At 72.0% G+C, this 24,199-nt stretch carries 22 protein-coding genes; 10 read left to right on the forward strand and 12 right to left on the reverse strand.

Going from position 1 to position 24,199, the window contains the following annotated elements:
- Positions 1–33 precede the first annotated feature (33 nt).
- The 4 genes from ACIBK4_RS10570 (at position 34) to ACIBK4_RS10585 (ending at position 3,315) form a co-directional block, all read left to right on the forward strand.
- Positions 34–426 (forward strand): MazG-like family protein, encoded by a 393-nt coding sequence (locus tag ACIBK4_RS10570; protein ID WP_398994088.1) that lies wholly within the window; start codon positions 34–36, stop codon positions 424–426.
- Between the two features lie 37 nt (positions 427–463).
- Positions 464–1,405 (forward strand): hypothetical protein, encoded by a 942-nt coding sequence (locus ACIBK4_RS10575; protein ID WP_398994090.1) that lies wholly within the window; start codon positions 464–466, stop codon positions 1,403–1,405.
- A 184-nt stretch (positions 1,406–1,589) separates the two neighbouring features.
- Positions 1,590–2,507 (forward strand): NAD(P)-dependent oxidoreductase, encoded by a 918-nt coding sequence (locus ACIBK4_RS10580; protein WP_398994398.1) that lies wholly within the window; start codon positions 1,590–1,592, stop codon positions 2,505–2,507.
- A 115-nt stretch (positions 2,508–2,622) separates the two neighbouring features.
- On the forward strand, positions 2,623–3,315 hold the full coding sequence (locus tag ACIBK4_RS10585; protein ID WP_398994092.1) for a DUF4232 domain-containing protein: 693 nt from the start codon (positions 2,623–2,625) through the stop codon (positions 3,313–3,315).
- Between the two features lie 34 nt (positions 3,316–3,349).
- On the opposite strand, the gene ACIBK4_RS10590 is transcribed toward ACIBK4_RS10585, so the two are convergent.
- The 7 genes from ACIBK4_RS10590 to ACIBK4_RS10620 all read right to left on the reverse strand — a co-directional run bounded on the left by ACIBK4_RS10590 (position 3,350) and on the right by ACIBK4_RS10620 (position 12,323).
- Positions 3,350–3,967, reverse strand: a complete 618-nt coding sequence (locus tag ACIBK4_RS10590; RefSeq protein ID WP_398994094.1) for a GTP-binding protein — start codon at positions 3,965–3,967, stop codon at positions 3,350–3,352.
- Positions 3,948–4,322 (reverse strand): DUF742 domain-containing protein, encoded by a 375-nt coding sequence (locus ACIBK4_RS10595; protein ID WP_366436010.1) that lies wholly within the window; start codon positions 4,320–4,322, stop codon positions 3,948–3,950. The genes ACIBK4_RS10590 and ACIBK4_RS10595 overlap by 20 nt, the downstream gene beginning before the upstream one ends.
- The gene (locus ACIBK4_RS10600; RefSeq protein WP_366436011.1) at positions 4,319–4,756 is read right to left on the reverse strand and encodes a roadblock/LC7 domain-containing protein; all 438 of its coding nucleotides are present in this window, start codon (positions 4,754–4,756) and stop codon (positions 4,319–4,321) included. Before ACIBK4_RS10600 ends, ACIBK4_RS10595 begins: the two co-directional genes overlap by 4 nt.
- Positions 4,753–7,377, reverse strand: a complete 2,625-nt coding sequence (locus ACIBK4_RS10605; RefSeq protein WP_398994097.1) for a nitrate- and nitrite sensing domain-containing protein — start codon at positions 7,375–7,377, stop codon at positions 4,753–4,755. Before ACIBK4_RS10605 ends, ACIBK4_RS10600 begins: the two co-directional genes overlap by 4 nt.
- A gap of 663 nt (positions 7,378–8,040) precedes the next feature.
- Entirely contained in the window at positions 8,041–9,933 is a 1,893-nt protein-coding gene (locus ACIBK4_RS10610) for a helix-turn-helix domain-containing protein (RefSeq protein WP_398994099.1), read from the reverse strand.
- Between the two features lie 312 nt (positions 9,934–10,245).
- Complete coding sequence (locus ACIBK4_RS10615) at positions 10,246–11,640, reverse strand: sensor histidine kinase (RefSeq protein WP_398994101.1); 1,395 nt, start codon at positions 11,638–11,640, stop codon at positions 10,246–10,248.
- A complete protein-coding gene (locus tag ACIBK4_RS10620; RefSeq protein ID WP_398994103.1) occupies positions 11,637–12,323 on the reverse strand; it encodes a response regulator transcription factor in 687 nt (228 codons plus the stop codon). The genes ACIBK4_RS10615 and ACIBK4_RS10620 overlap by 4 nt, the downstream gene beginning before the upstream one ends.
- Positions 12,324–12,465: 142 nt before the next feature.
- On the opposite strand from ACIBK4_RS10620, the gene ACIBK4_RS10625 reads away from it, so the two are divergent.
- Positions 12,466–12,852, forward strand: coding sequence for a hypothetical protein (locus ACIBK4_RS10625; protein ID WP_366436016.1), 387 nt, complete (start codon positions 12,466–12,468; stop codon positions 12,850–12,852).
- Between the two features lie 79 nt (positions 12,853–12,931).
- Here the strand turns inward: ACIBK4_RS10625 and ACIBK4_RS10630 are convergent, their stop codons facing one another.
- Both ACIBK4_RS10630 and ACIBK4_RS10635 read right to left on the reverse strand, forming a co-directional pair.
- The gene (locus ACIBK4_RS10630) at positions 12,932–13,387 is read right to left on the reverse strand and encodes a hypothetical protein (protein WP_398994106.1); all 456 of its coding nucleotides are present in this window, start codon (positions 13,385–13,387) and stop codon (positions 12,932–12,934) included.
- Between the two features lie 125 nt (positions 13,388–13,512).
- On the reverse strand, positions 13,513–14,400 hold the full coding sequence (locus ACIBK4_RS10635) for a hypothetical protein (protein ID WP_398994108.1): 888 nt from the start codon (positions 14,398–14,400) through the stop codon (positions 13,513–13,515).
- A gap of 422 nt (positions 14,401–14,822) precedes the next feature.
- Here ACIBK4_RS10635 and ACIBK4_RS10640 point away from each other — a divergent pair, with 422 nt between their 5' ends.
- From ACIBK4_RS10640 to ACIBK4_RS10655, 4 genes are all read left to right on the forward strand, one after another.
- Complete coding sequence (locus tag ACIBK4_RS10640; RefSeq protein ID WP_398994110.1) at positions 14,823–17,915, forward strand: AfsR/SARP family transcriptional regulator; 3,093 nt, start codon at positions 14,823–14,825, stop codon at positions 17,913–17,915.
- A gap of 227 nt (positions 17,916–18,142) precedes the next feature.
- Positions 18,143–18,808, forward strand: a complete 666-nt coding sequence (locus ACIBK4_RS10645) for a M15 family metallopeptidase (protein WP_398994112.1) — start codon at positions 18,143–18,145, stop codon at positions 18,806–18,808.
- A 147-nt stretch (positions 18,809–18,955) separates the two neighbouring features.
- Positions 18,956–19,438 carry an RNA polymerase sigma factor gene (locus ACIBK4_RS10650; RefSeq protein WP_398994114.1) on the forward strand — a complete coding sequence of 161 codons (483 nt, stop codon included), beginning with the start codon at positions 18,956–18,958 and terminating at the stop codon, positions 19,436–19,438.
- Positions 19,439–19,526: 88 nt separating this feature from the next.
- Positions 19,527–20,663 (forward strand): C40 family peptidase, encoded by a 1,137-nt coding sequence (locus ACIBK4_RS10655; RefSeq protein WP_398994116.1) that lies wholly within the window; start codon positions 19,527–19,529, stop codon positions 20,661–20,663.
- Between the two features lie 76 nt (positions 20,664–20,739).
- Here the strand turns inward: ACIBK4_RS10655 and ACIBK4_RS10660 are convergent, their stop codons facing one another.
- The 3 genes from ACIBK4_RS10660 to ACIBK4_RS10670 all read right to left on the reverse strand — a co-directional run bounded on the left by ACIBK4_RS10660 (position 20,740) and on the right by ACIBK4_RS10670 (position 23,302).
- Positions 20,740–21,672: an LLM class F420-dependent oxidoreductase gene (locus ACIBK4_RS10660; protein ID WP_398994118.1), complete on the reverse strand. Its 933-nt coding sequence runs from the start codon at positions 21,670–21,672 to the stop codon at positions 20,740–20,742.
- Between the two features lie 92 nt (positions 21,673–21,764).
- The gene (locus ACIBK4_RS10665; protein WP_398994120.1) at positions 21,765–22,508 is read right to left on the reverse strand and encodes an SDR family oxidoreductase; all 744 of its coding nucleotides are present in this window, start codon (positions 22,506–22,508) and stop codon (positions 21,765–21,767) included.
- 143 nt (positions 22,509–22,651) lie between these two features.
- Positions 22,652–23,302, reverse strand: coding sequence for a nuclear transport factor 2 family protein (locus ACIBK4_RS10670; RefSeq protein ID WP_398994122.1), 651 nt, complete (start codon positions 23,300–23,302; stop codon positions 22,652–22,654).
- A 213-nt stretch (positions 23,303–23,515) separates the two neighbouring features.
- Between ACIBK4_RS10670 and ACIBK4_RS10675 the strand changes: the two genes are divergently transcribed.
- Positions 23,516–24,154, forward strand: a complete 639-nt coding sequence (locus ACIBK4_RS10675; RefSeq protein ID WP_398994124.1) for a TetR/AcrR family transcriptional regulator — start codon at positions 23,516–23,518, stop codon at positions 24,152–24,154.
- Positions 24,155–24,199: the final 45 nt, after the last annotated feature.

A 24,199-nucleotide genomic window follows, 5' to 3' on the forward strand; every position in this document is an offset into this window, starting at 1 on the left:
GGACGCGTCGAGCGGTGATGGCAGGCTGGGCCCATGAGTGATCAGAACGACCGGTCCGCCGACCTCTGGTCCGGCATCGACGACCTGTGGACCTGGGTGGACGGCAACCGTCCCCTAGACGGCAGGGAGGACCTGCTGCTCCGCATGCTGAAACTGTCCGAGGAGGTCGGCGAGGTCGCCCAGGCGGTGATCGGCGTGACCGGCCAGAACCCGCGCAAGGGCGTCACCCACAGTTGGGAGGACGTACAGGGCGAGTTGTGCGACGTGGTGATCACCGCGCTGGTGGCGCTGCGCACGCTGACCCCCGATACGCGGCAGGTCTTCACCCGTCACCTGGCCCGGGTCATGGAACGCTCCCTCGGCCCGTCCGCAGTTGTTCACCCCCAGGACCTGCCCACACCCCGTGGAGTTGGTGAGATCCGCTGAACCTTCTCGTCGACACCGAGCCGACGAAGGGGTCCCAGTGCAGGACTACGCAGTCTCCAACGGAGCGTTCCCCCACGGAGTTTTCTCCAGCGGGCGCAGGACGGTCGCCGTGGCGGGCAGCTGCCTCGCCCTCGCCGCCCTGAGTCTGGGCGGCAACAGCCAGGCGCACGCGGCGAGTTACGGCACACCGACCATCTCACTCTCGGCCACGTACCTGTCGGGCGCGGTGGGCGCGGTCGGCGATCCGACGGTTCAGGTGACGGTCGCTCAGAGCGGTGCGGACGTCAGCGCGTTGACGGTCGCGGCCAGCAAGAGCAGCAAGACGTCCGTGGCTCCGACGAGCGCGGTGACCGTCACCGGTACCGGCGCCACCCGCCAACTGGCCGTCGCGGCAGCCGCGCAGGGCTACACGGACCTGACGGTGAAGGTCACGGGTCTCGGCGGCAAGACGGCCACGAAGACGCTGCACTACGCGGCTTCGGCATCCGTCCAACAGCCCGCCGACACCCGCTACTTCACCGGCTCCAGCGACGCCTCCGCCGCCGTCGACGTGGGCGGCGGCTATGTCGTCGTAGCGGATGACGAGTCCAACGTCCTTCGCCTGTACGACCGTTCGGCGTCCGGTGCGCCCGTGAAGACCTGGGACTTCAGCGACGACATCGACGTCGACAAGGAGATCGACATCGAGGGCGCGGCCCGCGTCGGCGACACGATCTACTGGACCGGGTCGCTGGGCAACAACAAGGACGGCGAGTACAAGGCGGCCCGCAACACGGTCTTCACCACGAAGGTGACCGGCACGGGCGCCAACACGTCGCTCTCCTACGACAGTTCGTACGGCAAGCTCCGCGACAACCTGGTGGCGTGGGACAAGGCGAACGGCAACAAGTACGGCTTCGCGGCGGGTACGGCGGACGGCCAAGTCCCCAAGGAAATAAACGGGTTCAACGTGGAGGGCCTGGAGTTCGCGCCCAGCTGATCACCGACGACGGCGCGGCCGACCTGTACGGCGACGGCACGGAGGCAAAGGACCTCACGCACCCGGAGTGGCAGAAGTCCCGCTCGACCTGGTTCACGCTCACCGGCTGACGGGTCAGCGATCACTGGTTGACGGACGGCGCGCGCCCTGCCCCAAGAGGCCGGGCGTGCGGCACCCTGGCACCCTGGGTCTCGACAACACCGTCGAGGACGAAAGCCGAGACATGACCACCGAGAAGCTCACCGTAGGCGTTCTGGGCACCGGCATCATGGGCGCCGCGATGGCCCGGAACCTCGCCCGCGCCGGGCACACCGTGCATGCCTGGAACCGCACCCGTGCCAAGGCCGAGCCCCTGTCCGCCGACGGCGCGCACGTCCGTGACACCGTGGCGGACGCCGTGCGTGACGCGGACGTCATCCTCACGATGCTCTACGACGGCGATGCCGTGCTTGATGTGATGCGCGAGGCCGCGCCCGTCCTGCGTCCCGGCGCCGCGTGGGTGCAGTCGACGACGTCGAGCCTCGAATCGGTCGGCGAACTGGCCGAGTTCGCGAACCGGCACGACCTCGTCTTCTACGACGCCCCCGTCCTCGGCACCCGGCAGCCCGCCGAGGCCGGTCAGCTGACGGTTCTGGCGGCGGGCCCGGAGTCCGGCCGCGCGACGGTCACCCCGGTCTTCGACGCGGTCGGCGCCCGCACGATGTGGGTGGGCGAGGACGGGGCGGCGGCCACGGCGACCCGGCTGAAGCTGGTCGCCAACAGCTGGGTCCTGGCCGTGACGAACGCGGCGGGCGAGGCCCTCGCCCTCTCCAAGGGCCTGGACGTGAACCCGCAGGACTTCCTCGACCTCATCGCCGGCGGCCCCCTCGACATGGGCTACCTGCACGCCAAGTCCGCCGCCATCCTCAACGACCAGCTGACACCGGCCAGTTTCGCGGTCACCACGGCGGAGAAGGACGCGCGGCTGATCGTGCAGGCGGGCGCGGCGAACGGCGTGCGGCTGGATGTAGCGGCTGCGGGCGCGGAACGGTTCGCTCGGGCGGCGGCCCAAGGGCACGGGGACGAGGACATGGCGGCGGCGTATTTCGCCAGCTTCGACTGAGCGTCACCGTTGCGTCACAGGTGGTGCGCGGCCGGAACCCCGGGTGCGGCGGATCTGTCTCCCTCCGCGAGCGCCGGCGAAGTCCGGCCCGTGCACAACCAGTTCGGGGGACGTCATGCAGAACAGCAGCATCCGTAGGGCCATGGTGGCGGTGGCCGCGTTGTCGGCGGCGATGGTGATGACGGCGTGCCAGCCGGGCGACGCCGCGAGCGGGTCCGACGGGTCGTCGGATACGCCGACCGCGACCGCCTCCCCCATCTCCTCCGGGTCCACGGGAACGACCGGGTCTACGGGAACGACCGGGTCCACCGGGGCGTCCGGATCCACCGGGTCGACCGGATCGGCCGGATCCACCGGAACCGCCGTCAAGGCCTGCGCGGCAACCGCCCTGAAGGCCACCGCCTATCAAGCCGCCGATCGTCCTTCCGGGACCGGAACCGGCGCCGCGATCGTCCAGTTCACCAACACCGGCGGCAAAGCCTGCGTCCTCCAGGGCCACCCCACCGTCGCCGGCGCCGCGAACGGTTCCCCGGAGCTCAACGTCCCCCTCCAGGTCACCCCCGTCGGCTCCGCCTCCCCCGTCAAGCTCGCCCCCGGCGCCCAGGCCTGGCTGAAGCTCACCTTCGTGCAGGTGCAGGGCGAGGGCGACGGGTACTGCAAGTCCGGTTCGGCGCCGGTGATCTATCCGACGATGGTGATCGGGCTGCCGGGTGCCGGGGCACACCAAGTCGCCCTGGACGACGGGCAGTTCGCGGAGTGCGACGGCACGCTGACCGCGACGGCCGTATCGGCGACGAAGCCCTCCTGACCGTAGGACCGCATGGTCTGTACGGTCTGCACGGCTACACGGGCTGGCGGTCGTCCGACGCCTCCGCCGCCAGACCGCGCATGACGTGTTCGAGGAGGGCGAGCAGGACCGTCTTCACCGACTCCTTGTCGCGGGCGTCGCACAGGACGAGGGGGATGTCGGGGGCGAGGTCGAGGGCTGCGCGGATCTCCTCGGGGTCCTCCTCGCAGACGCCGTTGAAGCAGTTGACGCCGACGGCGAAGGGGATGCCGCGGTGCTCGAAGAAGTCGACGGAGGGGAAGCAGTTCTCCAGGCGGCGGGTGTCGGCGAGGACGACCGCGCCGAGCGCGCCGCGGGAGAGGTCGTCCCACATGAACCAGAAACGGTCCTGGCCGGGGGCGCCGAAGAGATACACCACGAGGGCCGAACTGAGCGTGATCCGGCCGAAGTCCATGGCGACCGTCGTGGTGGTCTTCTGCTCCACCCCGGCCATGTTGTCGACGCCGATGCTGGCCTCGGTGATGAGTTCCTCGGTGCGCAGGGGCGCGGTCTCGCTGATCGCGCCCACGAGGGTGGTCTTGCCGACGCCGAAGCCGCCCGCGACGAGGATCTTCGCGGTGGCGGCGTTGGGCGCCACCATGGTGGCGCGGCGGTCAGATTCTGCGTATGCCATCGATCACTGCCTGGAGGAAACGGGCGTCGGGGGTACCGGCCGCGGCGGGCGGGGAGACGGAGACGAGTTCGTTGTCCAGGAGGTCATCGAGCAACACCCGTATGACCGCGACGGGTTGATCGAGCCGGGCGGCGACCTCCACCAGCGCGGTGGGCGTACGGCAGAGCGCGAGCAGCCGGTTCTGTTCGGGCTGGAGGCGCTGTTCGCGGGTCGGCGGCCGGACGGTGCTGATCAGGGTGATCAGTTCGATGCCGGAGTGGGCGGTCGGCGTGCGGCCGCCGGTGACCGTGTACGGGCGGACGAGCAGCGCGGGATCTTCGTCCTCCCACGGGTCTTCCTCGGACCAATGTCTCATTCATGCTCACCCGCGAAGGGCGCGCCGCTGTACTCCGGGAACCGCGGGGGCGCGCTGAGGAACTGCCCCACCTGCCGTACGACCATGGTCATTTCGTAGCCGACGTTGCCGACGTCCACCTGCGAGGTGGCGAGGACGGCGAGGCGGGCGCCGCCGCCGGCGGTGGTGACGAAGAGGAAGAGGTCGTCCATCTCGATGACGGTCTGCTGCACGCGCCCGCCGCCGAAGTGCCGGCTCGTGCCGAGTGCGAGCGAGTGAACTCCCGAGGAAATCGCGGCGAGTTGCTCGGCGTCCTCCTGCGCGAGCCGTTCGGAGGAGCCGACGAGGAGCCCGTCCTCGGACAGGACGATGGCGTGCAGGGTCTCGGGGATCCGCTCGATCAGGTTGTCCAGCAGCCAGGCCAGTCCGCCGTGCGTGGAGTTGGGCGCAGTCATGGGGTGTTCCTTGTCGGACGGGGACGGGTGGGCAGCTGACGCCGCTCGGGCGGGGCCGTGTTCCAGGTGGGCGCGGGGGTTTCGTCGCGTGGCGGGGCCGGGGCCGGCCTGGGGGCGCCGCCTCGCGGTGACTGTGACTGCGGCCGAGGGGCGCCTCCGCGCAGCGACGAGGGCCAGGCGGGCGTGGGCACGTCCTCCTCCGCGCGGGCCCGTCGCGTGCCGTCCCGCAGCGCGGCCAGCATCGACCGGGCCTGCTCCGGCCGCCGTTCGGCCTCCCGCCCGGCCCGCTCGCCGTCCGCGTCCTCGGGCCGTTCCCTCAACTGCGGTGCGAGATGGGCCTGTCGGACCCGGCGAGGAAGGCGACTGGAACCGGAACCGCCGGTGCGGGGGCCTGCGGGAGGGGCGGTCGGGCGCGGGTCCGAGGGGGGCGCGGACGGGCCGGCGGTACGGGGGTGCGGGAAGGGCACGGCCCCGCGCGGCGACGCGGCGGCGGGTCCCTCGGCCCTCGGTGCCGCCGGAGCGGCCGTGGGCTGGGGGTGGGGCGCGGTGCGCGTACGGGTGCGCATCGGCATACCGCCGGCCGTCACCCCGCCGCGTCCCGAGGAACCGGCGACAGGCCCGGTGACCGTCCCCGCGCCCGGCGCCGAACCGGGCATCGAACCCGGCCCCGCGCCTGTCCCTCCCCCGTCTCCCGAACCCGTCGCCGTCGACCCGGCGACCGACGCCAGATGCCGCTCCGCCCGCGCGTCCAGCGTCGGCGGTACGGCGTCAGCGGCCGACTCGGTGAGTGCGTGCGGGAGGACGACGACCGCCAACGAGCCGCCGTAGGACGAGGCTTGGAGGCTGGCTGTGACGCCGTGGCGTTGGGCGAGGTGGCCGACGGTGAAGAGGCCGAGGCGGGGGTCCTCGCCGAGGGTGGTGAAGCTGAAGTCCTTGGGGTGGTGCAGGAGTTCGTTGGCCGCCGCGTACTCCTCGACCGAGAGACCGAGTCCCCGGTCCTCCACCTCGACGGCGTATCCCTGCGCCACCGGCAGTGCGCGGACCCGTACTTCGGTGTGCGGGGGCGAGAACGTCACGCCGTTCTCGATGAGTTCGGCCATGAGGTGGATCGTGTCGCCGACGGCCGGGCCCAACACCGCGATGGGCGGCAGGGGTTCGACGACGACCCGGGTGTAGCCCTCGATCTCGGACACCGCGCTGCGCAGCAGGTCCGCGAGCGGCACCGCCTGCTTCCAGCGGCGCCGGGGTGCGGCGCCGGACAGCACGGTGAGGCTCTCCGCGTTGCGGCGCATCCGGGTGGCGAGGTGGTCGACGCGGTAGAGATCGGAGAGGAGTTGGGGGTCCTGCTCCTTGCGTTCCATGGAGTCGATCACCGTGAGCTGGCGGTGCACGAGGAGCTGGATGCGGCGGGACATGTTGTGGAAGACCAGCCGCGCTCCCTCGCGCAGCGCGGCCTGCTCCAGGGCGACGCTCACGGCGGTTCGCTGGGCGGTGTTGAAGGCGTCCGCGACCTTGCCCAACTCGTCGGTGCCGTAGTCGAGTTCGGGCAGATCGTCGACGTCGGCCCGTTTGCCCTGGGTGCGCAGCCGGGTGATCAGCTCGGGCAGCCGTTCCTCGGCCAGTTCGAGGGTCGCCGCGCGCAGTCCGGACATCCGGCCGATGAGGGACCGGGTGATGCGCCAGGACAGCAGGCCCACGGCGAGGACGGCGACGAACGCGAGGGCGCTGCCGAGCATCGCCTTGACCAGCACCTGGTGGGTCCGGTGCGCGGAGTCCTGGGTGACCTTGCCCAGGAACTGGCCCTCCACGGCCTGCACCGCGCCGGACACGCGTCCCGGGGCTGCGGCGCGGGCGGCGGGGACGGCGGGCACGGAGATTGTGCCGTCGTGCCCGGCGGGCGCCGCGGCGACGGTCTTCTCGAAGGCCGTCATGGCGGCCCAGTCCTGACCGCCCATGGTCTTGCCCAGCTCGGCGCCCAACTCGGCGGGCAGATACGGCTCGACCTCGTTGGACAGCACGGAGACCCGGACGGCCTGGGCGGCCGCCAGCGCGGACCGCTCCTGGACGCTCAACTTCCGTGACGCGGCGACCCCGTTGAGGATCGCCTCCTCCTGCGAGAGCGCCTCCGCCCCACGCAGGAACGCCAGCGCGTGACTGGCGTCGGCGGCGGTGGCCGCGTCGCCGCTGTCGGTGCTGAGCATGCCGAAGAGGTTCAGTGCCGAGGACACGGCGTCGGAGTAGGCGGTGTAGGCCTGCTGCCGGGTGCTCTTCCCGTCGTCGACGGCGGTCCGTTCGGCGGTCAGCGCGGTGAGCCGCTTCCGTACGGTCGCCAACTGGGCCTGGTACTGGGCCGATCCGACCCCGGCGGAGGCGGCGTCCGCCTTGCGGAACCCGGCGAGCACGGCGTCCGTCCGCTGCCGCTGGGCCGCGAGGGCGGCGGGGCTGCCGTGCGAGGCCAACAGGCTGACCGTCAGCTGCCGTTCCTTCTGGAACTCGCCGATCGCCGGCTGCAGGGCGTAGGTGGTCTTCGCGGCCTGTCCGACGTCGTTGGAGTTGTTCCACTGGTCGAAGAGCGCGTACGAACCGCTGACCCAGAGCAGGACCATCGCCGTCGCCGGCACCACCGCGAGTGTGATCAGCGAGGCCCGGATACTGCGCCCGCGCCCGCCCTTCGCTCCCGTTTCGGCCGGTGCGGACGTACCCCGATGTCGGCTCACCTCGCCCACCGGCACCCGACGGCACGGCAGACAGGAGGAGCTGCGGTGAAGAACTGCGACACCGGCGTTTTCCTTTCCGGGGTGGCGCGCGACGTATCGAGACGGGCCGGCAGACACGTCAACACGCCTGCACACACTGGGGAGTTGACGGCGCAGCACGCCAGGAACGCCAAGGACACCCTGCGGATTTCACGACGGGCGCCCGAAGCCCCCCGCGCAGTTGGTCAGTTATGAAACCGAGCCATCCGACCCGGGTCAAGGGACGCCACAAACCCGCCAGGGCAACAGGTTCAGGCCACTCGGCACACTATGCGCGTAGACAATCCGAATCCCCTCGCTCTCAACTCCTCGGCCACGAAGACGTTTTGGCTGACTACCCAGGGTGAGGCGAGGGGGAGAGGGCGGTTCGGGGGGCGCGGGAGGCGGGAGTTCGGTTACGGGGCGAGTGATCCGAAGGGGAGGCGGCTGTGACCTAGTTCACAGCATGAACACGGTCCAAGCACACCAACTCCACCGGCTTCCGGGGTCGTTGGGCAGGCGCCGTACGAAACGCCCCCACTCCCCCACTCACTCCCGCTCCAACAACCCCTCGCACTGCGCCCCCAACCACGTCATCCCGTACGTCTCCGCCCCCCGAGCCGCCTCCCGCAGCAACCGCACCGCGTTCGGCTCGCTCCCCGGACCCCCCACCCGCCGTACCGCGCGGGCCTGGGCCAGGCGGAGGCGGGCGAGTTCGGGCTGGGAGGAGCGGGCCGGGACGGCGGCCTGGCGGAAGTGTTCGAGGGCCGTCTCCGGTTCGCCCGCGGCCAGGGCGAGGACGCCGCAGGCGCGGGCGGTGGGGCCGACGAGGACCGTGGGCCAGCCGCCCAGGGCGATCTGCTGGCCGTCGTGCGGGGCGAGGCGCGCGCGGAGTGTGGGCAGTACCGGTGCCAACTCGGCCTCGAATCCGCCCTCCAGGTCCAGTGCCGCGCAAACCTCCGCCAGCAGGACGAGCGCGGGGACGGCCCAGCCCGACGGCGGGAAGCGGTCGACGTCGGCGACGCAGCCGAGGAACAGGTCCGCGCCCTCGGCGTGCTGCCCGGTCTCGCACAGGGCGAGGGCGAGACCGGCCCGCCAGATCGGGAAGTAGGCGTGGCGCTCGACGTCGCCGGCCAGGTCGGAGGTGAACAGCTCGGCGAGTCTGCCCTGTTGTCTCAGCAGCCAGTAGGCCTGGCCGAGGCGGGTCTGGGTGAGGTTGTCCGCGGGGACGGCGTAGTCGGCGCGGAGCAGTTCGATGAACTTCAGCGACTCCACGAAGATCCACTCGGCGGCGGCGTCGAACCGGCCGTGCCACAGGTCGAGGAGGGCGTCGAGGGTGTGGCGTTGCCAGAGGGCGAGGGCACTCTGGGTCTCCGCCGCGTGCTTGCGGTACTGGTTCGCGGTGGCGAGGGCGCTGAAGATCCTGCCGTTGCGGAGCTGGTCGATGGCGACGGCCATGAGGGCCTCGCCGCGGAAGTACGCCGAGTCGTGCCGGGCCGCGGCCTCGCGCAGTTGCTCGGAGAGGGTCAGCGACTCGGGGGCCGGCATGAAGTCGTAGCGTGCCCAGCGGCATTCGGTGAGGACCTCGCAGCGGACCTCGTCGTCGCCGTCGTCGGGTAATCGGCGCAGGGTGTCCTCGGCGAGCCGCGCGCCTTCGGCGGGTCCCGCCAGTCCGGCCGCCGTGTCCTGGCTGACCGCCAGGGCCATCTTCTTCGCCAGGTGCGCTTCGAGCCGTAGTCGCAGACCCGCGGCCTCCGCGCTGCCGTCGCCCTCCAGCGCGGCCAGGCAACCCCGGATGGACTGGAGCAGTTCGCGGTCGACCTGTCCGGGGTCGGACCAGCGGCGCGCCATCCGGATCACGGCCTCGGCCTGCGCGCGCGGATCGCCCTCGGCGCTGCGGTAGGCGGCCGTGTAGTGCCGTTCCGCCTCCCGCATCTCGCCCGCGGTATGGCTGAGGTCACCGCGCCGCAGCAGCCGTCGGAACTCGGCGCGGTCCGGCCCGACGGCCGAACGCCCTTCTCTCTCCGGCGACTTGACCGCCCCGGACGCCCGCTCACCCGCCCCGCCCCGGACCGCCTTCGGTACGGCGTCGGAGCCGGGCAGCGGCGCCAGCCCGACCAGCGCGCCCTTCGCGCCCAGCACCTCGTCGCACAGCTGGGCCAACTCCAGGGACGCCCTGCGGCGTCCGTTCTCCACGCGGCTCAGGAAGCTGCGGCTGCAATAGACCTTGCCGGCCAGCTCACTCAGTGACATGCCGGCCGCGATGCGGCGCCGGCGTAACTCGGCGCCGAACCCGTCGTGCTCGATGACGATCCCCCCAACAACACACCGCCCGAACGGTGTTGCCAAATACCCGCTGGCAACACCCGACCCCTCCGGACCGGCCCGAAGACCGGGGAAGCTGTCTGTGCCGGAGCCTACGGGCACGGGGGCGCGCCCCATGGGGGAACGGGCGCACTGATCATGCCTTCGGACGAACCCGGGGCGCGTGCTGCGGTCGATATGCCGGGGACATTCGACCGCAGCACATCCGGCCCTGATTCCACCCGCGCAGGGCCGTCGAGGAGCTGAAGGACGACGGGGGGACGGGGGGTCTACGGTCCGGGGCGCGCGGGGGGCGCTCCGGGCCCCGGATCCCTGTTGACTCACCGGATCCGGAAGACGGTCACGGCGCGCGACCGGACCAGCGACGCGGACAAGCCGCCGCACCGGCCCCACGTCCGGGGTTCCTGGGAGATACGGCCGTGATGACCGTCAGGGAACCGGCCCGGCTTCGTCGGCCTCCACGTTCATGGGGAGCCGAAGGGTGAAGTGGGCGCCGCGGTCGCTCGGGGTCAGCGTGAGCGTGCCGTGATGCGTGACGGCGATGCGCTCGGCGATGGCCAGACCGAGGCCGGTGCCGCCGGTCTCACGGGTGCGTACGTCGTCGAGGCGGGTGAAGCGTTCGAAGATCCGCCGGCGGTCGGGCCAGGGAATGCCGGGGCCGTCGTCCCGGACGTCGAGGACGGCCTGGCGGCCTGCGGCGTCGTGGGTCAGGCGGACGGTTATGGTGCCGGCCGCGTGGCGTTCGGCGTTGTCGAGGAGGTTGCCCAGCACCCGGGCGAGCAGGGCGTGCCGGCCGCGCACCGTCACGGGGCCGGGTGGCGGGGAGACGTCGAGGACGATGCCGGGTGGCGGGCGGCGACGCGCGGTCTCCTCACGCACGAGGTCGGTGAGGTCGACGGTCCGACGCGGGTCCGGGCCGCCGTGCTGGGAGTCGAGGCGGGCCAGCAGCAGCAGGTTCTCGGTCAGGTCCTGCAGGCGGATGGTGTCCCGGTGGGCATCGTGGACGGTCCGCGGCCAGTCGGCGGCGGCGGGGTTGTTCAGGGCGAGTTCGAGCTCGGTGCGCAGACACGCCAGCGGTGTGCGCAGTTCGTGGGAGGCGTCCGCGGTGAACTGGCGCTGCTGGTCGACGGCCTTGTGCAGGCGGTCGAGCGTGGAGTTCATGGTGAGGGCCAGGCGGGCGATCTCATTGCCCGTGCGCGGGACCGGGACCCGCCGGTCGAGGTGGTTCGCGCTCAGGTCGGCGAAGTCGGCGCGGATCGCCTCGACCGGGCGCAGCACCCGCCCCACGACGAACCACGTGGTGCCCGACACCAGCAGGGTGATCCCCGCGACGGCACCGAGGAGAATCCGGACGACGGTGTTCAGCCGGGCCTGTTCGGCTTCGAGGGACTGCGCGATGACGACATTGCTCGGGGACAGGCCTGGTTCCATGTACGACCGGCTGACGAGGGTGCGGATCGGTACGGGTCCGCCGGCCGGGTCGGCCCATGGAAGCAGTGACAGTTTTCCCGCGCTCTGACCCGCCTGCCGTGTGGGCAGGCACAGGCTGATGTTCTTGTCGCTGAGACGCTGCACCCGCTGGAAGGACCGGGTGCAGTCGGGCAGGTCCACGGCGGTGTGCAACAGCGTGGAGATGTCCGCGACCCCGGTGGATGTCCGGCGGGCGGCGCCCTGCAGCAGGGAGGCGCGCTCCATGAGCGAGACGGACACCGCGCCCGCACTCAGCGGAACCAGCGTGACGACGGCGGCCAGGAGGGCCAGTCGCGTACGGATGGTGGCCGGCCGCAGGCGGCGCAGCAGGTGCCTGGCACGGCCCCGGGTCACGGCCCGCTCCTTTCCGCGGCGTCGAGCCGGTAGCCGACCCCGCGGACCGTGCGGATGGTGTGCCGCCGGAAGGGCACGTCGATCTTGCGGCGCAGCGCGCTGACATAGACCTCGACGAGGTTGACGTCACCGTCGAAGCGGTCGTCCCAGACGTGTTCGAGGACCTCGCACTTGGACACGGTCTCCCCGCCCCGGCGGGCCAGGTACTCCAGGACGGCGAACTCACGTGCCGTCAGCACGACGTCCGTGCCCGCGCGTCGGCAGCGGCGGGCGGCCGGGTCGATCTCCAGGTCGCCGACGCGCAGCACGGCCGGCCGTTCGGGACGGCCCCGGCGGATCAGCGCGCGCAGCCGGGCGGCCAGCGCGACGAAGGAGAACGGCTTGGTGACGTAGTCGTCGGCGCCGAGGTCGAGCCCTTCGGCCTGGTCGTACTCACCGTCCATGGCGGTGAGCATCAGTACGGGCATCCACCTGCCCGCCTCGCGCAGCCGTCCGCACAGCCCGAAGCCGTTCAGGCCCGGGAGCATGACATCGAGCACCAGCGCGTCGTAGGTGTTCTCCAGCGCCATCTCCAGGCCCCGGCTTCCGTCGTGGACGAGATCGACGGCGTACCCCTCGTCCACGAGCCCGCGGCGCAGTAATTCGGCAAGCCGTCGGTCGTCCTCGACCACGAGTATTCGCATGGCCCCAGCATGGCGGCCGGGTCCTGTGGGGACGCTGAAGGCCTTTCAGGAACCTTCAGCGTCCCCACAGGACCGTCTTGTCATCGTCGTCCTCGGAACACACACCGCGAAGCATCCGGGAAGAATCCAGAAAGGGCTCTCGATGACATCGTTGACCTCCCGCCTCACCACCGCGGCGACCGTGCTCGCCGTCGCCGCCGGGCTGCAGGGCGTCCTCCTGTCGGGCACCGCTCAGGCCGCCGACGCCTGGAAGCCGTGCGAGACCGCCGGCTCCTACTGGGCGCCCACCGACAAGGACTCCTCTCCGTGGGGCGCGTACTTCGTCAACAACGCGACCAAGCTCCGCAAGACCGCCTCCACCTCGGCGAGCGCGTGCGCCGAGGGTCAGAAGGGCCAGATCGTCGACCTCCACTGCTACCGCTACATCGGCGGAGTGGGGTGGAACTACGTCCGCGACGACTCCACCGGCGGATGGGCGGGTTGGGTTCCGGACAGCCAGCTCAGCAGGGTGAGCGGGGTGCCCTGCTGATCGAGCACCCGGTGCCGGCCCGCGCGGCCCGCCCCGGTCCACCTGTGCGCAGGCGTACCGGGGCGGGTCCGTCGGGTCGTCAGCCCTGGCTGCAGTAGTCCACCCAGCGGTGCGAGGAGATGTTGTTGTTGACGCTCTTGCCGAACTGGGACAGGCCCGCGCCGTAGGTGAACTTGTAGTTGCCGGTCGTGGTGTCGTACCAGCGGTCGCCCTGGCTGATGCAGGCGTGCGCGCCACCGGCGTTGGGAGCGGTGTACAGGTCCACGGCGTCAAAGCCGCCCGCGTAGCCGTTGTTCCAGATGTCGGAGGTCAGGTTGCGGCAGCTGCCCCAGTTGTCGGAGTTGCCGGACCACTTGCACTCGCGGCCGCCGCCGTAGGGCTGGGTGTAGACGTGGAGGTAGCCGTCCCCGGAGAGCTGCGCGGTCGCGGTCTTCTGGGTGCCCGCGTCCAGCGCGCTGGCGCTGGAGACCGGGGAGAAGAGCGCGGCGACGGCGGCGGCCGAGGCGGCGACGGTGAGGATGCGCTTGACGGACATGGTTTCCCTCGTTTCGTTGTGGGTCGGGTGGTGCGCCCAAGGTGGGGTGATGCGCCCACGGCTCGACGGCCGTGGTGGTCTGTGGGTGTGGGTGTGTGTGGACGGGAAGGGGAGGCAGGCCCGGCTCAGTCGCCGCGGGCGACGATCGCGCGGGCGCGGGGCAGTGCCTCGCGCTTGAGGCGCGTGAGATCGGCCGTCTCCCGGGGGTGGCTTCGCCGTAGTCGGTCCCGGTACTCGGAGTCCAGGGACTTCGCCACGGTCGACAGGCCGCTGGAGACGGCGCAGGCCGCCTCCGCCGAAGCCAGCCGTACTTCCTTGGCGTGCGGCCACGGGGTCTCCGGCAGGGTGGCCGCGGCGCGGGTCCGGGCGGGGTCCGCGTAGGGGTACGTCCGTTCGCGCATGCAGCGTGCCCACGGTTTGACGGCGGCCTTGTAGCGCTTGTCGTTCGTCACGAGGCCGACGCGCAGGCCGGCCAGGCTGTCGGTGACCCGGGTGGCCCGGAACCAGGCCTGGAGGTTCCCGTACAGCTCTCGTTCGGCGGTGGCCTGGCAGCCCTGGTCGCTGTGGGTGACCCGGACGCCGTTCGGGAGCCGGGCCGAAAGTCCTTGTGGCCGCGCCCCGTTGAGGTCGTTCACGAGTGTGGCCCGGGTGTCGGCCGGCATGGAGCGGAAGTACCGCTGGTTGGCGTTGCGCCGGACCTCGGCCTCCCGTTCCCGTCGCAGATCGGTGCCGTAGCCGTGGGCCTTGGCCCATGCCGGGTCGTCGACGACGTAGGGGAAGCGGATCGCGACGTCGTCGGGGCTGGGCGGCTCGACCCAGTACTTGTGCCCCTCCTTCTCCATGCACTCCTTGATGAGGAGCTGCTCCGCGAGCCGTAGCGTCTCCGCCGGGCTGCCCGCGGCCCGGGGTGTACCACCGGCGGGCGCCCCGGGAGTGGTCGTGGTGCCCGCGCAGCCGGTGGCCGTCGTCGCCAGCAGACCGGCGGTCAGCAGGGCCAGGGTCCATCGGTGCATGGGGCGGCTCCCGGGGCTCGGTCGAACGGACGTGGTGCTTTCGAGCCGTTGACGCCCCAGGGGCCTCGTCCGTATGCCCCTCGATCACAAGGTTTTTTCTTTCTCCGGCGGTCATACGAGGGCGCCGGGCGAACCGTCCTCCCTGCGCGCGACAGGCCTCGCCGACCGCTTGGCCGACCGCCTCACCGACCGGCGAGAACCAGCCAACCGGCGAGAGGAGGGAGGGGCGCCGACCGCTGCCGGAGGCGCGCACAACAGGCGTCACCTGCCCTGCCGTTGCAGGTGAGGGACACCGGTCCGCCGAATCGATCGAATCCGGTCACGGCGGTCCGGCCGTTGCTGTGCCTCGGCTATGTCGTGGGCATGTTCGCCGTTATCTTTGCCGTGCTCCATCGGGCGGGTGGTGCGGCGATCGGGGAACGATGTTCGAAGTGCGGCTGCTCGGTCCGGTGGAGGTGTGGGCCGGCGACCGGCGGGCCCCGCTCGGCGGTGTCAGACCCCTCGCGGTCCTGTCGGCACTGGTCGTCCACCTCGGCGAGGTCCTCTCCACCGAGCGGCTCGTGGACTGCGTCTGGGACGAGGAGGCGCCGGCCACCGCGGGCGCCCTGGTCGCCACCCATGTCTCCGCCGTACGCCGGGCACTGGCCCAGGTCACGCGGGACGCCGTGGTGCGGACGCGGCCGCCGGGCTATGTCGCCGATCTCGACCCGTCCCAGATCGACGCCCGCCGGTTCGAGGACCTGCTCGCCTCGGGCCGGGCCGCCGCCGCGGCGGGCCGTCGCGAGGAGGCGGCCGATCTGCTGCGCGAGGCGCTGGCGCTGTGGCGCGGGCCGGAGGCGCTGGAGGGACTGGGCCAGTCGTTCGCCCGGATCGAGGCGTCCCGCCTTGCCGAACTGCGGCTCGTCGCCCAGGAGGAGTCCTTCGGGCTGCATCTCGATCTGGGCCGCGCGGACCGGACGATCGCCCCGCTGCTCGCGCACGTCGCCGCCCACCCGCTGCGGGAGCGCCCGCGCGGCCAGCTGATGACCGCGCTGGTCCGCACCGGCCGTGTCTCCGACGCCCTGCGCACGTACCAGGAGGGCCGCGCGATCCTGCGCGAGGAGCTGGGCATCGACCCCGGCCCGGAGTTGCGGGCCCTGCACCAGGCGGTACTGACCAACGACACCCGGGTGGCGGGCACCCCGCGCCCGCATGGCACCGGGCGGGAACCCGCCGGTCCCCCGAAGCCGCCGGCCGCCGGCCGCTCCACCCCCACCCCCACCCCCGCGCCGTCCCATCTCCCGCCGGACATCGCCGACTTCGTGGGCCGCACCGAGCAGATCGCCTGGGCCGCCTCGCTGGTGGGCGGGGTCGACGAGGCGGGCCGTACCGCTCCGCCGATCGGGGTGATCTCCGGCCGGTCCGGCACGGGCAAGACCGCGCTCGCCGTGCACGTCGGTCACCGGACGGCCGAACTCTTTCCGGACGGGCGCCTGTTCGTGGACCTGCGGGCGGCCGACACCGCGCCGCTGCAGCCCGCCGACGCCCTCGCCCGGCTGCTGCGCGCGATGGGCGCCGACCCCGAGACCCTGCCGACCTCGGTCGAGGAGCTGACGGGGCTGTACCGCACCCACATCGGCCACCGGCGCGTCCTGCTGATCCTGGACAACGCGGCGGGCGAGGCGCACGTACGGCCCCTGCTGCCCCCGGGTCCGGGCAGTGCCGTCCTCGTCACGAGCCGGCGCCGGCTGGTGGCGCTGGAGGGCTCGGCCCATCTGGACCTGGCCGTGCCCGAACAGGCGGAGGCGCTCGAACTGCTGCGCCGCGTGGCCGGACCGGACCGGACGAGTGCCGAGCCGGAGCGGGCCGCGGAGATCGTCTCGCTGTGCGGACGGCTGCCGCTGGCGGTGCGCATCGCGGGCGCGCGGCTGGCGGCACGCCCGCACTGGGCGCCCGGCCGGCTCGCCGACCGGCTGCGCGACGAACGGCGCCGGCTGAGCGAACTGCGCGCCGGGGACCTGGAGTTGCGCACCAGCCTCGAACTCGGTTACGCCGACCTGGAGTTGCCCGAGCGCCGGGCGCTGCGCCGACTGGCCCTGCTCGATCTGCCGGACTTCGCGGCCTGGATCGCCGCCCCGCTGCTGGACATCGGTACGGAGGAGGCCGAGGAGGCGGTGGAGCGGCTGGTGGACTGCCACTTCATCGACGTGATCGGCGTCGACGACACGGGCCGCAGCCGGTACCGCATCCATGACCTGGCCCGCGAACACGCCCGCGAGCGCTGTCTGTCCGAGGAGAGTCCCGAGGAACGTACGGCGGCCGTACTGCGGTTGGTGGCGTCCTGGCTGGGGCTCGCCGAGAAGGCGGCCGCCCTCGGCCCGGGCGGAGCCGCCCGGCGCTTTCCCCAACCGGCCGCCGTACGGCCCCTCGACGCGGAGACCGAGGAGGAGCTGCTGGAGCGGCCCACGTCCTGGTTCGCCGCCGAACAGGCCTGTCTCCTGGCGGCAGTCGAATACTGCGCCGACCACGGCATGGTCCGCGCCGCCCGCGATCTGGCCGGTGCGCTGATCGCGAGCTCGGCCGCGCTGTACAACCAGTTCGACGCCTGGTCCCGCTCGCACGCCGCGGCCATGGCCGCCGTACACCGCGCCGGGGATGTCGAGGAAGAGGCCTGGCTGCTCGCCGGGCTGGGCCAACTGCGCTACGAACAGGACGAGTTCGAGGAGTCGTACACCTACTTCGGCGGCGCCCTGCGGCTGTTCGAGGCACGCGGCGATGTGCCCGAGGGCGTGGCGCTCGCGCTCGCCGGGATGGGGACGGCCCGCCGCGAACAGGCCCGGTACGCCGAGGCGTTGGAGCTGCTGGACGCGGCGCTGGAGCGGTACGGGGAGTCCGGCGCGCGGGGTGCCCGGGCCCGGGTGCTGTACGGCATCGGATACGTGCACCGGGAACAGGGGCGCGGCGCCGAGGCCCGGGAGGCTCTCGCGCGGGCGCTCGACCTGTACCGCGCGGAGGGCGACCGGCACGGCGAGGCGCTGACCCTGCGGTCGCTGGCCCTGTGCCACCGGGCCGAGGGCGCGCTCGCGGACGCCGAGCGTCTGCTGCACGAGGCACTGCGGATCTTCTCGGCGCTGCGGGACACCTTCGGGGTGATGTACACCGAACAGTCCCTGGCCAAGACGGAGTTGAGGATCGGCCGGCTCGACGAGGCACGGGCGCGGCTCGGCCGGTGCCTGGCCGTGACCCACGAGCGCCAGGACCGCTTCGGCGAGGCGCTCGTCCTGCGCACGCTGGGCGAGTGGCATCTCGCCGCCGGCGATCCGGACGGCGCGCGGGAACCGCTGGAGCAGGCCCTGTCGGCATGGGAGCACCTACGGCTGCCCCTGTGGCGGGCCCGCACACTCCGCGACCTGGCCGAGGTCCGGGAGGCCCACGGCGACACGTCGGCAGCACACGCGGCCAGGGCCGAAGCACTGGGCGTCTTCCGGGAGTTGGGCTGCCGCGAGGCACAGGAGCCGGCGACGGACGCCGGGTAGTTCCGCGCGGCTGCTCCGGCCTCGCCCGTGACAGGCCGGGAAGGCCAAGTGGGGCCGCCGCACGGCACGTTCGTCGCCGACGAGCTTCACGAACGGCAACCGGTCCGAACCGCACCGCCGGTCCCCGTGACGCCGCCGTAGCCTCTCGCACGCCTGCAGAAGTCCTGGTGGGACACCTACAGGCAACTTGCAGAGCGATTGCAGCGGGGTCCGCGATGCTGATGCACGTGACAGAGATCATCACCCTCTCGGACGCCCGGGTCGCCGCGGTCGCGGAGGACGACTGCGGCGAAGCGCTGGTCGACCTGCGCGGCACGGGCCACCTGTGGCTCGACCACCGGCAGGCCGACGACGACGGCCACTACGCCCACCTCAGGGCCGGTGCGCTACGGCGGCTGGTGCGCGCCCAGCGGCTGCTGCCGGCCGGGGTCCGGTTCCTGGTGGTGGAGGGGTACCGGCCGCCCGATCTGCAACGCCGGTACTTCGAGGAGTACGCGCGGACCATGCGCCGGGCCCACCCGGACGCCTCGCCGGAACGGATCCGCGAACTGGCGAGCGCGTACATCTCCCCGCCGGAGGTCGCACCGCACGTCAGCGGCGGGGCCGTCGACCTGACGCTGTGCGACCTGGACGGCCGGGAACTCCCGCTGGGCACGGAGGTCAACGCGACCCCCGAGGAGAGCGAGGGCGCCTGCCGCACCGAGGCACCCGGCATCAGCACCGAGGCACGCGCCAACCGGGCCCTCATGAGCTGGGCCCTCGGCGCGACCGGCTTCGTCAACTACCCGACCGAATGGTGGCACTGGTCCTACGGCGACCGGTACTGGGCGCTCCTGCGCCGGGCACCGGCAGCCCGCTACGGCCCCGCCGCCCCGCCCGACCCGGCGGCCTGACCAGCCACCGACCGGGACACCCAACGACCGCACCGTACGGCCGAGTTCACGACCAGGTTCACGGCCGCGTTCACGACCCAGGGGGAAACAGCATTGGAGACCGGAACCTGCCCCGTCCCGCCACCGCGGCGCGAGGACGGCGAACGGATGAGTCCGAAGGACTTCGACGCGTCCTTCGCCGCCGACATGCCACGCCTGCGCCGCCGCCTGCTGGCCCTGACCGGCAACCCGCACGACGCCGACGACCTGCTCCAGGAGACCTATCTACGGCTCTCCCGGCGCGCCCGCGCCCAGACCCTGACGCGGCAGCAGCACCCGTACGCCTACACCTGCACCGTCGCCCTGAACCTGCTGCGCGACGCGTGGCAGCACCCCTCGCGCCGCGAGCAGTCCACCGACCGGCTGCCCGAGTCGGGCTGGGACGGCGGTCTTGCCTCCTACGAGGCGTCCCAGACCACGCTGGCGCTGCTCGGCGTGCTCTCCGAGAAGGAGGCCGCGGCGGTGATCCTCGTCGACCTGGAGGGCCTCAGCCACGACACCGCGGGTGAACGCCTCGGCGCCCACCGCGGAACCGTCCAGCGCAACCGGATGCGCGGCCTGGCCAAGATGCGCGACGCGCTCCGCCACTAGCCCGTGCCGCTCCCCCACGGGGGTGGGGAGCGGCACGTACGTCCCGCCCGACGACGCCACCCGCACGACCACACGAAGGAAGACTTCCTTGAACACCAGTAGCACGCGCCGCCGGACCAGCGGCGCGCTCCTGGGGGCCTCGGTCCTCGCCCTGTCCGCGTTCGTCTCCGCCCCGGCCCACGCCGCCGCGCAGGCCGCCGCCTGCGGTGTCCTGGCACCGGGCGCCTCGGCCACCGCGCAGGCCGCGGTGAACGCCGCCTGTTCGCAGATCGGCGTCTGGTACAGCTGGGGCGGCGGCCACGCGGCCACCCCGGGCGCCAGCTACGGCTACTACGACGGCTCGGACCCCGACAGCCTCCACGACAACGAGCGCAAGGGCTTCGACTGCTCCGGCCTGACCCGCTACGCCTACTACCAGGCCACCGGCAGAGACCTGCTCAACGGCACGGCGGACGACCAGTTCCACAGCTCGCAGGCCTCGGCCCGCTTCTCCGCCGCGCAGGGCAGCGCCCCGCTGCTGCCGGGCGACCTGATGTTCTGGGGCAGCGGGCACATCCACCACGTCGCCATGTACCTGGGCAACGGGCAGATGGTCGAGGCGTACGAGTCGGGCACCCACATCCGGGTCGCCCCCGTCCGCACCGGCGGCGACTACGCGGGCGCGATCCGGATCAACGGCTCGGGCACGCCGACTCCCCCGCCCGCGAACGGCGGTACGGTCTTCGAGACCTGGGGCACCGGGGTGCGTACCCGCTCCACGCCGAGCGTGCGCGGTGCCGTGGTGGACACCTTCGCCGGTCCCACCCAGGTCTCCGTCCAGTGCCAGGAGCACGCCGAGACCGTCACCGCCGAGGGCTACACCAACGACATCTGGTCCAAGCTGGCCGACGGTTCGTGGATGACCAACATCTACATCAAGGGCCCGGCCTCGCTGCCCGGCATCCCGGACTGCGGCGGCAGCAGCACCCCGCCGCCGTCAGGAGGCAGCAAGCCGTTCCAGACCTGGGGCACCGGCGTCCGCACCCACAGCCAGCCCAACGTCAACGCCGGCGTGGTCGACTACTTCGCCCAGCCCACCACGGTCAACGTCGTCTGCCAGGCCCACGCCCAGGAGGTCACGGCCGAGGGCTACACGAACGACGCCTGGGCCAAGCTGACGGACGGTTCCTGGATGACCAACATCTACATCAAGGGCCCGGCTTGGCTGGACGTGCCCACCTGCTGACCCGAAGCGGAGACCGCCGGCCGCCGTACGCCTTGAGGGGCGTGCGGCGGCCGGGGCCCGGACCTCATGGAGGGCCTCAGAAACCGGCCGCACGGGCCGCCTCGTACACCTCGGCGGCCAGGTCCTTCAGTTCCTGCGCGTCCCGCGCGGCCCACGAGAGATCGACCAGGAACTCGTCGAGACCGATCCCGGCGTACGCCATCAGATCGGTGACGATCTGCTCGACATCACCCTGGAAGGGCTGCCGGTCCGGCCCCTCGTGCCGCTTGGCGGTGTAGTCCGGATTCACTCGTACGACCGTCCGCAGCGGCCGGGTGCGGCCCCGCTCGGCGGCGAGGTCCTGCAACCGGCGCCATCCATCGGCCACTTGAGCGGGTCCGTCGGCGTACGGCAGCCAGCCGTCGGCGTGGTCGACGAGTCGGCGCATCGCCCGCGGGGAGTTGGCCGGCACCAGGATCGGGATCGGCCGGGCCGGCTTGGGTCCGACCACGGCCGAGGCGATCCTCGTGACCGCGCCGTCCTGGTAGACCACCGGGTCCGGGCCCCACACCGCCCGGCACACCGCGAACACCTCGTCCATGACCTTGCCGCGCTCCTCGAACGGGCGCACCCCGGCGGCCGCGTACTCGTCGAGGGACCAGCCGCTGCCCAGGCCTGCGACGACCCGGCCGCCGCTCGCCGCGTCCAACGTGGCCAGGGACTTGGCCAGTTGGAACGGGATGTGCAGCGGGGCGACCAGTACGGCGGTGCCCAGTTCGACCCGCTCGGTGACCGCCGCCGCGAGGGTGAGGGTGACCAGCGGCTCGGCCACGCCCCGGTAGGCCTCGGGCCAGGGCAGGCCGGGGACGCCGTAGAGCGGCTGGGTCTGGGGTTCGGGGAAGAGGGCGCGTTCGTACACCCAGACGCTGTCGTATCCGATGGCCTCGGCGGCGCGCGCCACGTCGGGCACGTCCTTGCCGAGGTCGTACTGCCGGTTCTGCGGGAGACCCATTCCGAGCCGGGTGGTCATGCCGGTGTGCTCCTCTGTGGTCGGTCGTGCGCTCAGGTCGGCGTTGTGCGAGTGGGCGAACTCGGCTTGTGCATAGGCTGGTTGACGGTCCGTCAGCGGCCGGACAGCATGCGGAGCATGGCGTCGTACTCACCGCGGGCCTCGGCGAAGCGCACCGGCTCGACCGCCTTGACGAGGATCTCGTCCGGCTGGTCGCCCGTGCCGAGGATGCTCATGACCTCGTCGAGGAAGGCGTCGAGGGGCATGGCGGTCTCCGAGTCCTCCTGGCCCATCAGGGCGGTGCGCACCGCCGGGGGTATCAGTTCGAGGACCTCGACGCCGGTGTCCGCCAGCTGGACGCGCAGGCTCTCGGTGAAGGAGTGGACGGCGGCCTTGGTCGCGTTGTAGGTCGGGGCGATCGGCAGCGGGACGAAGGCCAGTCCCGAGGACACCGTCATGATCGTCGCCCGGGGCCGGGTGGCGAGGTGTTCGGTGAGAGCGGCCACCAGGCGGATGGGGCCGAGGAGGTTGGTCGCCACCGTCGCCTCCGCCGTGGCGAGGAAACCACCGCTGTGGAGGTCCTCCGGCAGCATCATGCCGGCCATCGCCACCAGGACGTCGAGGTCGGGGAAGCGTCGCAGCAGCTGCGCGGTGACGTCCTGGACGGCGGCCGGGTCGGTGACGTCGAGGACGACGGACTCGATGCCGGGGTGCTCCGCGACGATCTGCCGCAGCCTGTCCTCGCGGCGCCCGGAGATGACGACCCGGTTGCCCGCCGCGTGCAGTCGCAGCGCGAGGCCGAGGCCGATGCCGGAGGTCGCTCCGGCGACGAGGACGGTGTTGCCTGTGGGATTCAAGGGGTTCTCCGACGGGCTGTGGTTCGTGAGGGAGGCGCTCGGACGGGGCGCGCCGGTGTCGGCGGCCACGCGGCGGGGGGGGGGGGGGGGGGGGGGGGGGGGGGGGGGGCGGGCCCCCCCCCCCCCCCCCCCCGGAGAGCGACTCAGTGCTTGTTGACCGCCGAGGCCCAGTCGAAGTTCACGCCCATGTCGGAGTACATCTTCGAGTAACCGACGAAGCAGTCGAACGTCGTGACCTTGCCGTTCTTCAGGTACCAGAAGTCGGCGGTCGGCGCGGCGACCTTGTGGCCGTTCCCCTTGACGACGCCCGCCGGCGTCTGGAGCTGCCCGTCGAACGTGCCGTCGATCGACAGCTCGATGCTGATGGTGTCGCCGTTCACGGTGATGCGCTTGAGGTCACGGTGAACGTCGGAGAAGAGGCCCTTCATGTAGGGCAGCACGGTGCCGAGGGCCTTACCCCGGTAGGCCTGGCCGGCGACCATGTCGTTGAAGACGCCGTCCTTGGTGAAGCTGTTGACGAAGGTCGGCACGTCGATGTGGCTGCCCTCCGCGACGTAGTAGTCGCGCAGGACGATCGCGAGGTTGGCCTTCTCGTGCTTGGTCAGGTGGCGGTCGGTGAGCGGCAGCTTCGCCAGCTGGCGGGCGGTCAGGGTCGGAGCCGCCGTACTGCTGTGGGCCGGTGCCTTTTCGTGGGCGGGGCTCGCCGCCTGGGACGGCACGGCGGCGATGGAAAGACCACCCACGACAGCCACAGCGGCAGCGGCGGTGATCGACTTCCGGCTGATCAGCTTCATGACGTATTCCTTCACGTTCGTTCTCAGGATCAGGGAGCCGCAGCGGCGGCCCCCCTCGCGCTCTTAGTAAATCAAACGCTGGCTTGACTTTATGAACGGCACCGCAAGCTGTCAAGCCACTGTTTGAATTGTGTGGCCGCCCGGCCACGGGGATGCCTCGACCTACGGCGCAACTGTTGACAATCAAGTCAAACAACTGATTGAGTACAGGGCATGACCAGGGTAGAGAAGACGGACCTGCGCCGAGAGGCCGGTCAGCGCACGCGGGACGGGCTGCAAGCGGCCGCCCTGGAGTTGCTCGCTCAACGTGGCCCGGACGGCTTGACGCTCCGCGAGATCACGGACCGCGCCGGAGCCAACGTCGCCGCGGTGAGCTACCACTACGGGTCGCTGAAGGCGCTGTGCGACTCGGCGATCGAGCACGCGCTGGAGCGGTATCTGGACGCGCAGATGGAGGCCATCGACTCCCTCAGCCCCACCGCGACCCTCCAGGAGGTCGCGGCGGCCTTCGCCGGGCCGATGATGCGGGCGCTCGCGGCCGGCGGCCAGGACCTGGCCATGATGCGGACCGTGGCACGGGTCGGCATCGAACCGCCCCAGGGCTGGGAGCGGCTGACCGACAAGTTCGTCCAGAGCCGCCGGGACGTCCTGCGGGTGCTGACGCCCCACGTGCCCGGAGTCGACGAGCAGGAGCTGAACTTCCGCACGCGCTGCGCGGCCGGCATGCTCAACTGGCTCGCCCTGGCCCCCATCGGCGCCGAACTGGCCGCCATGCCCGCCGAGCAGCTCGAACGACAGCTCGTCCCCGTGGTCGCCGGAGCGTTCCGCGGGGACACCGCCGCCGACCACTGACCGGGCCTCGGGACCGCCGGCATCCGGACAGCGCGAACGGTCAAC

Source organism: Streptomyces sp. NPDC050528 (genome assembly GCF_044457795.1).
Classification (GTDB): domain Bacteria; phylum Actinomycetota; class Actinomycetes; order Streptomycetales; family Streptomycetaceae; genus Streptomyces.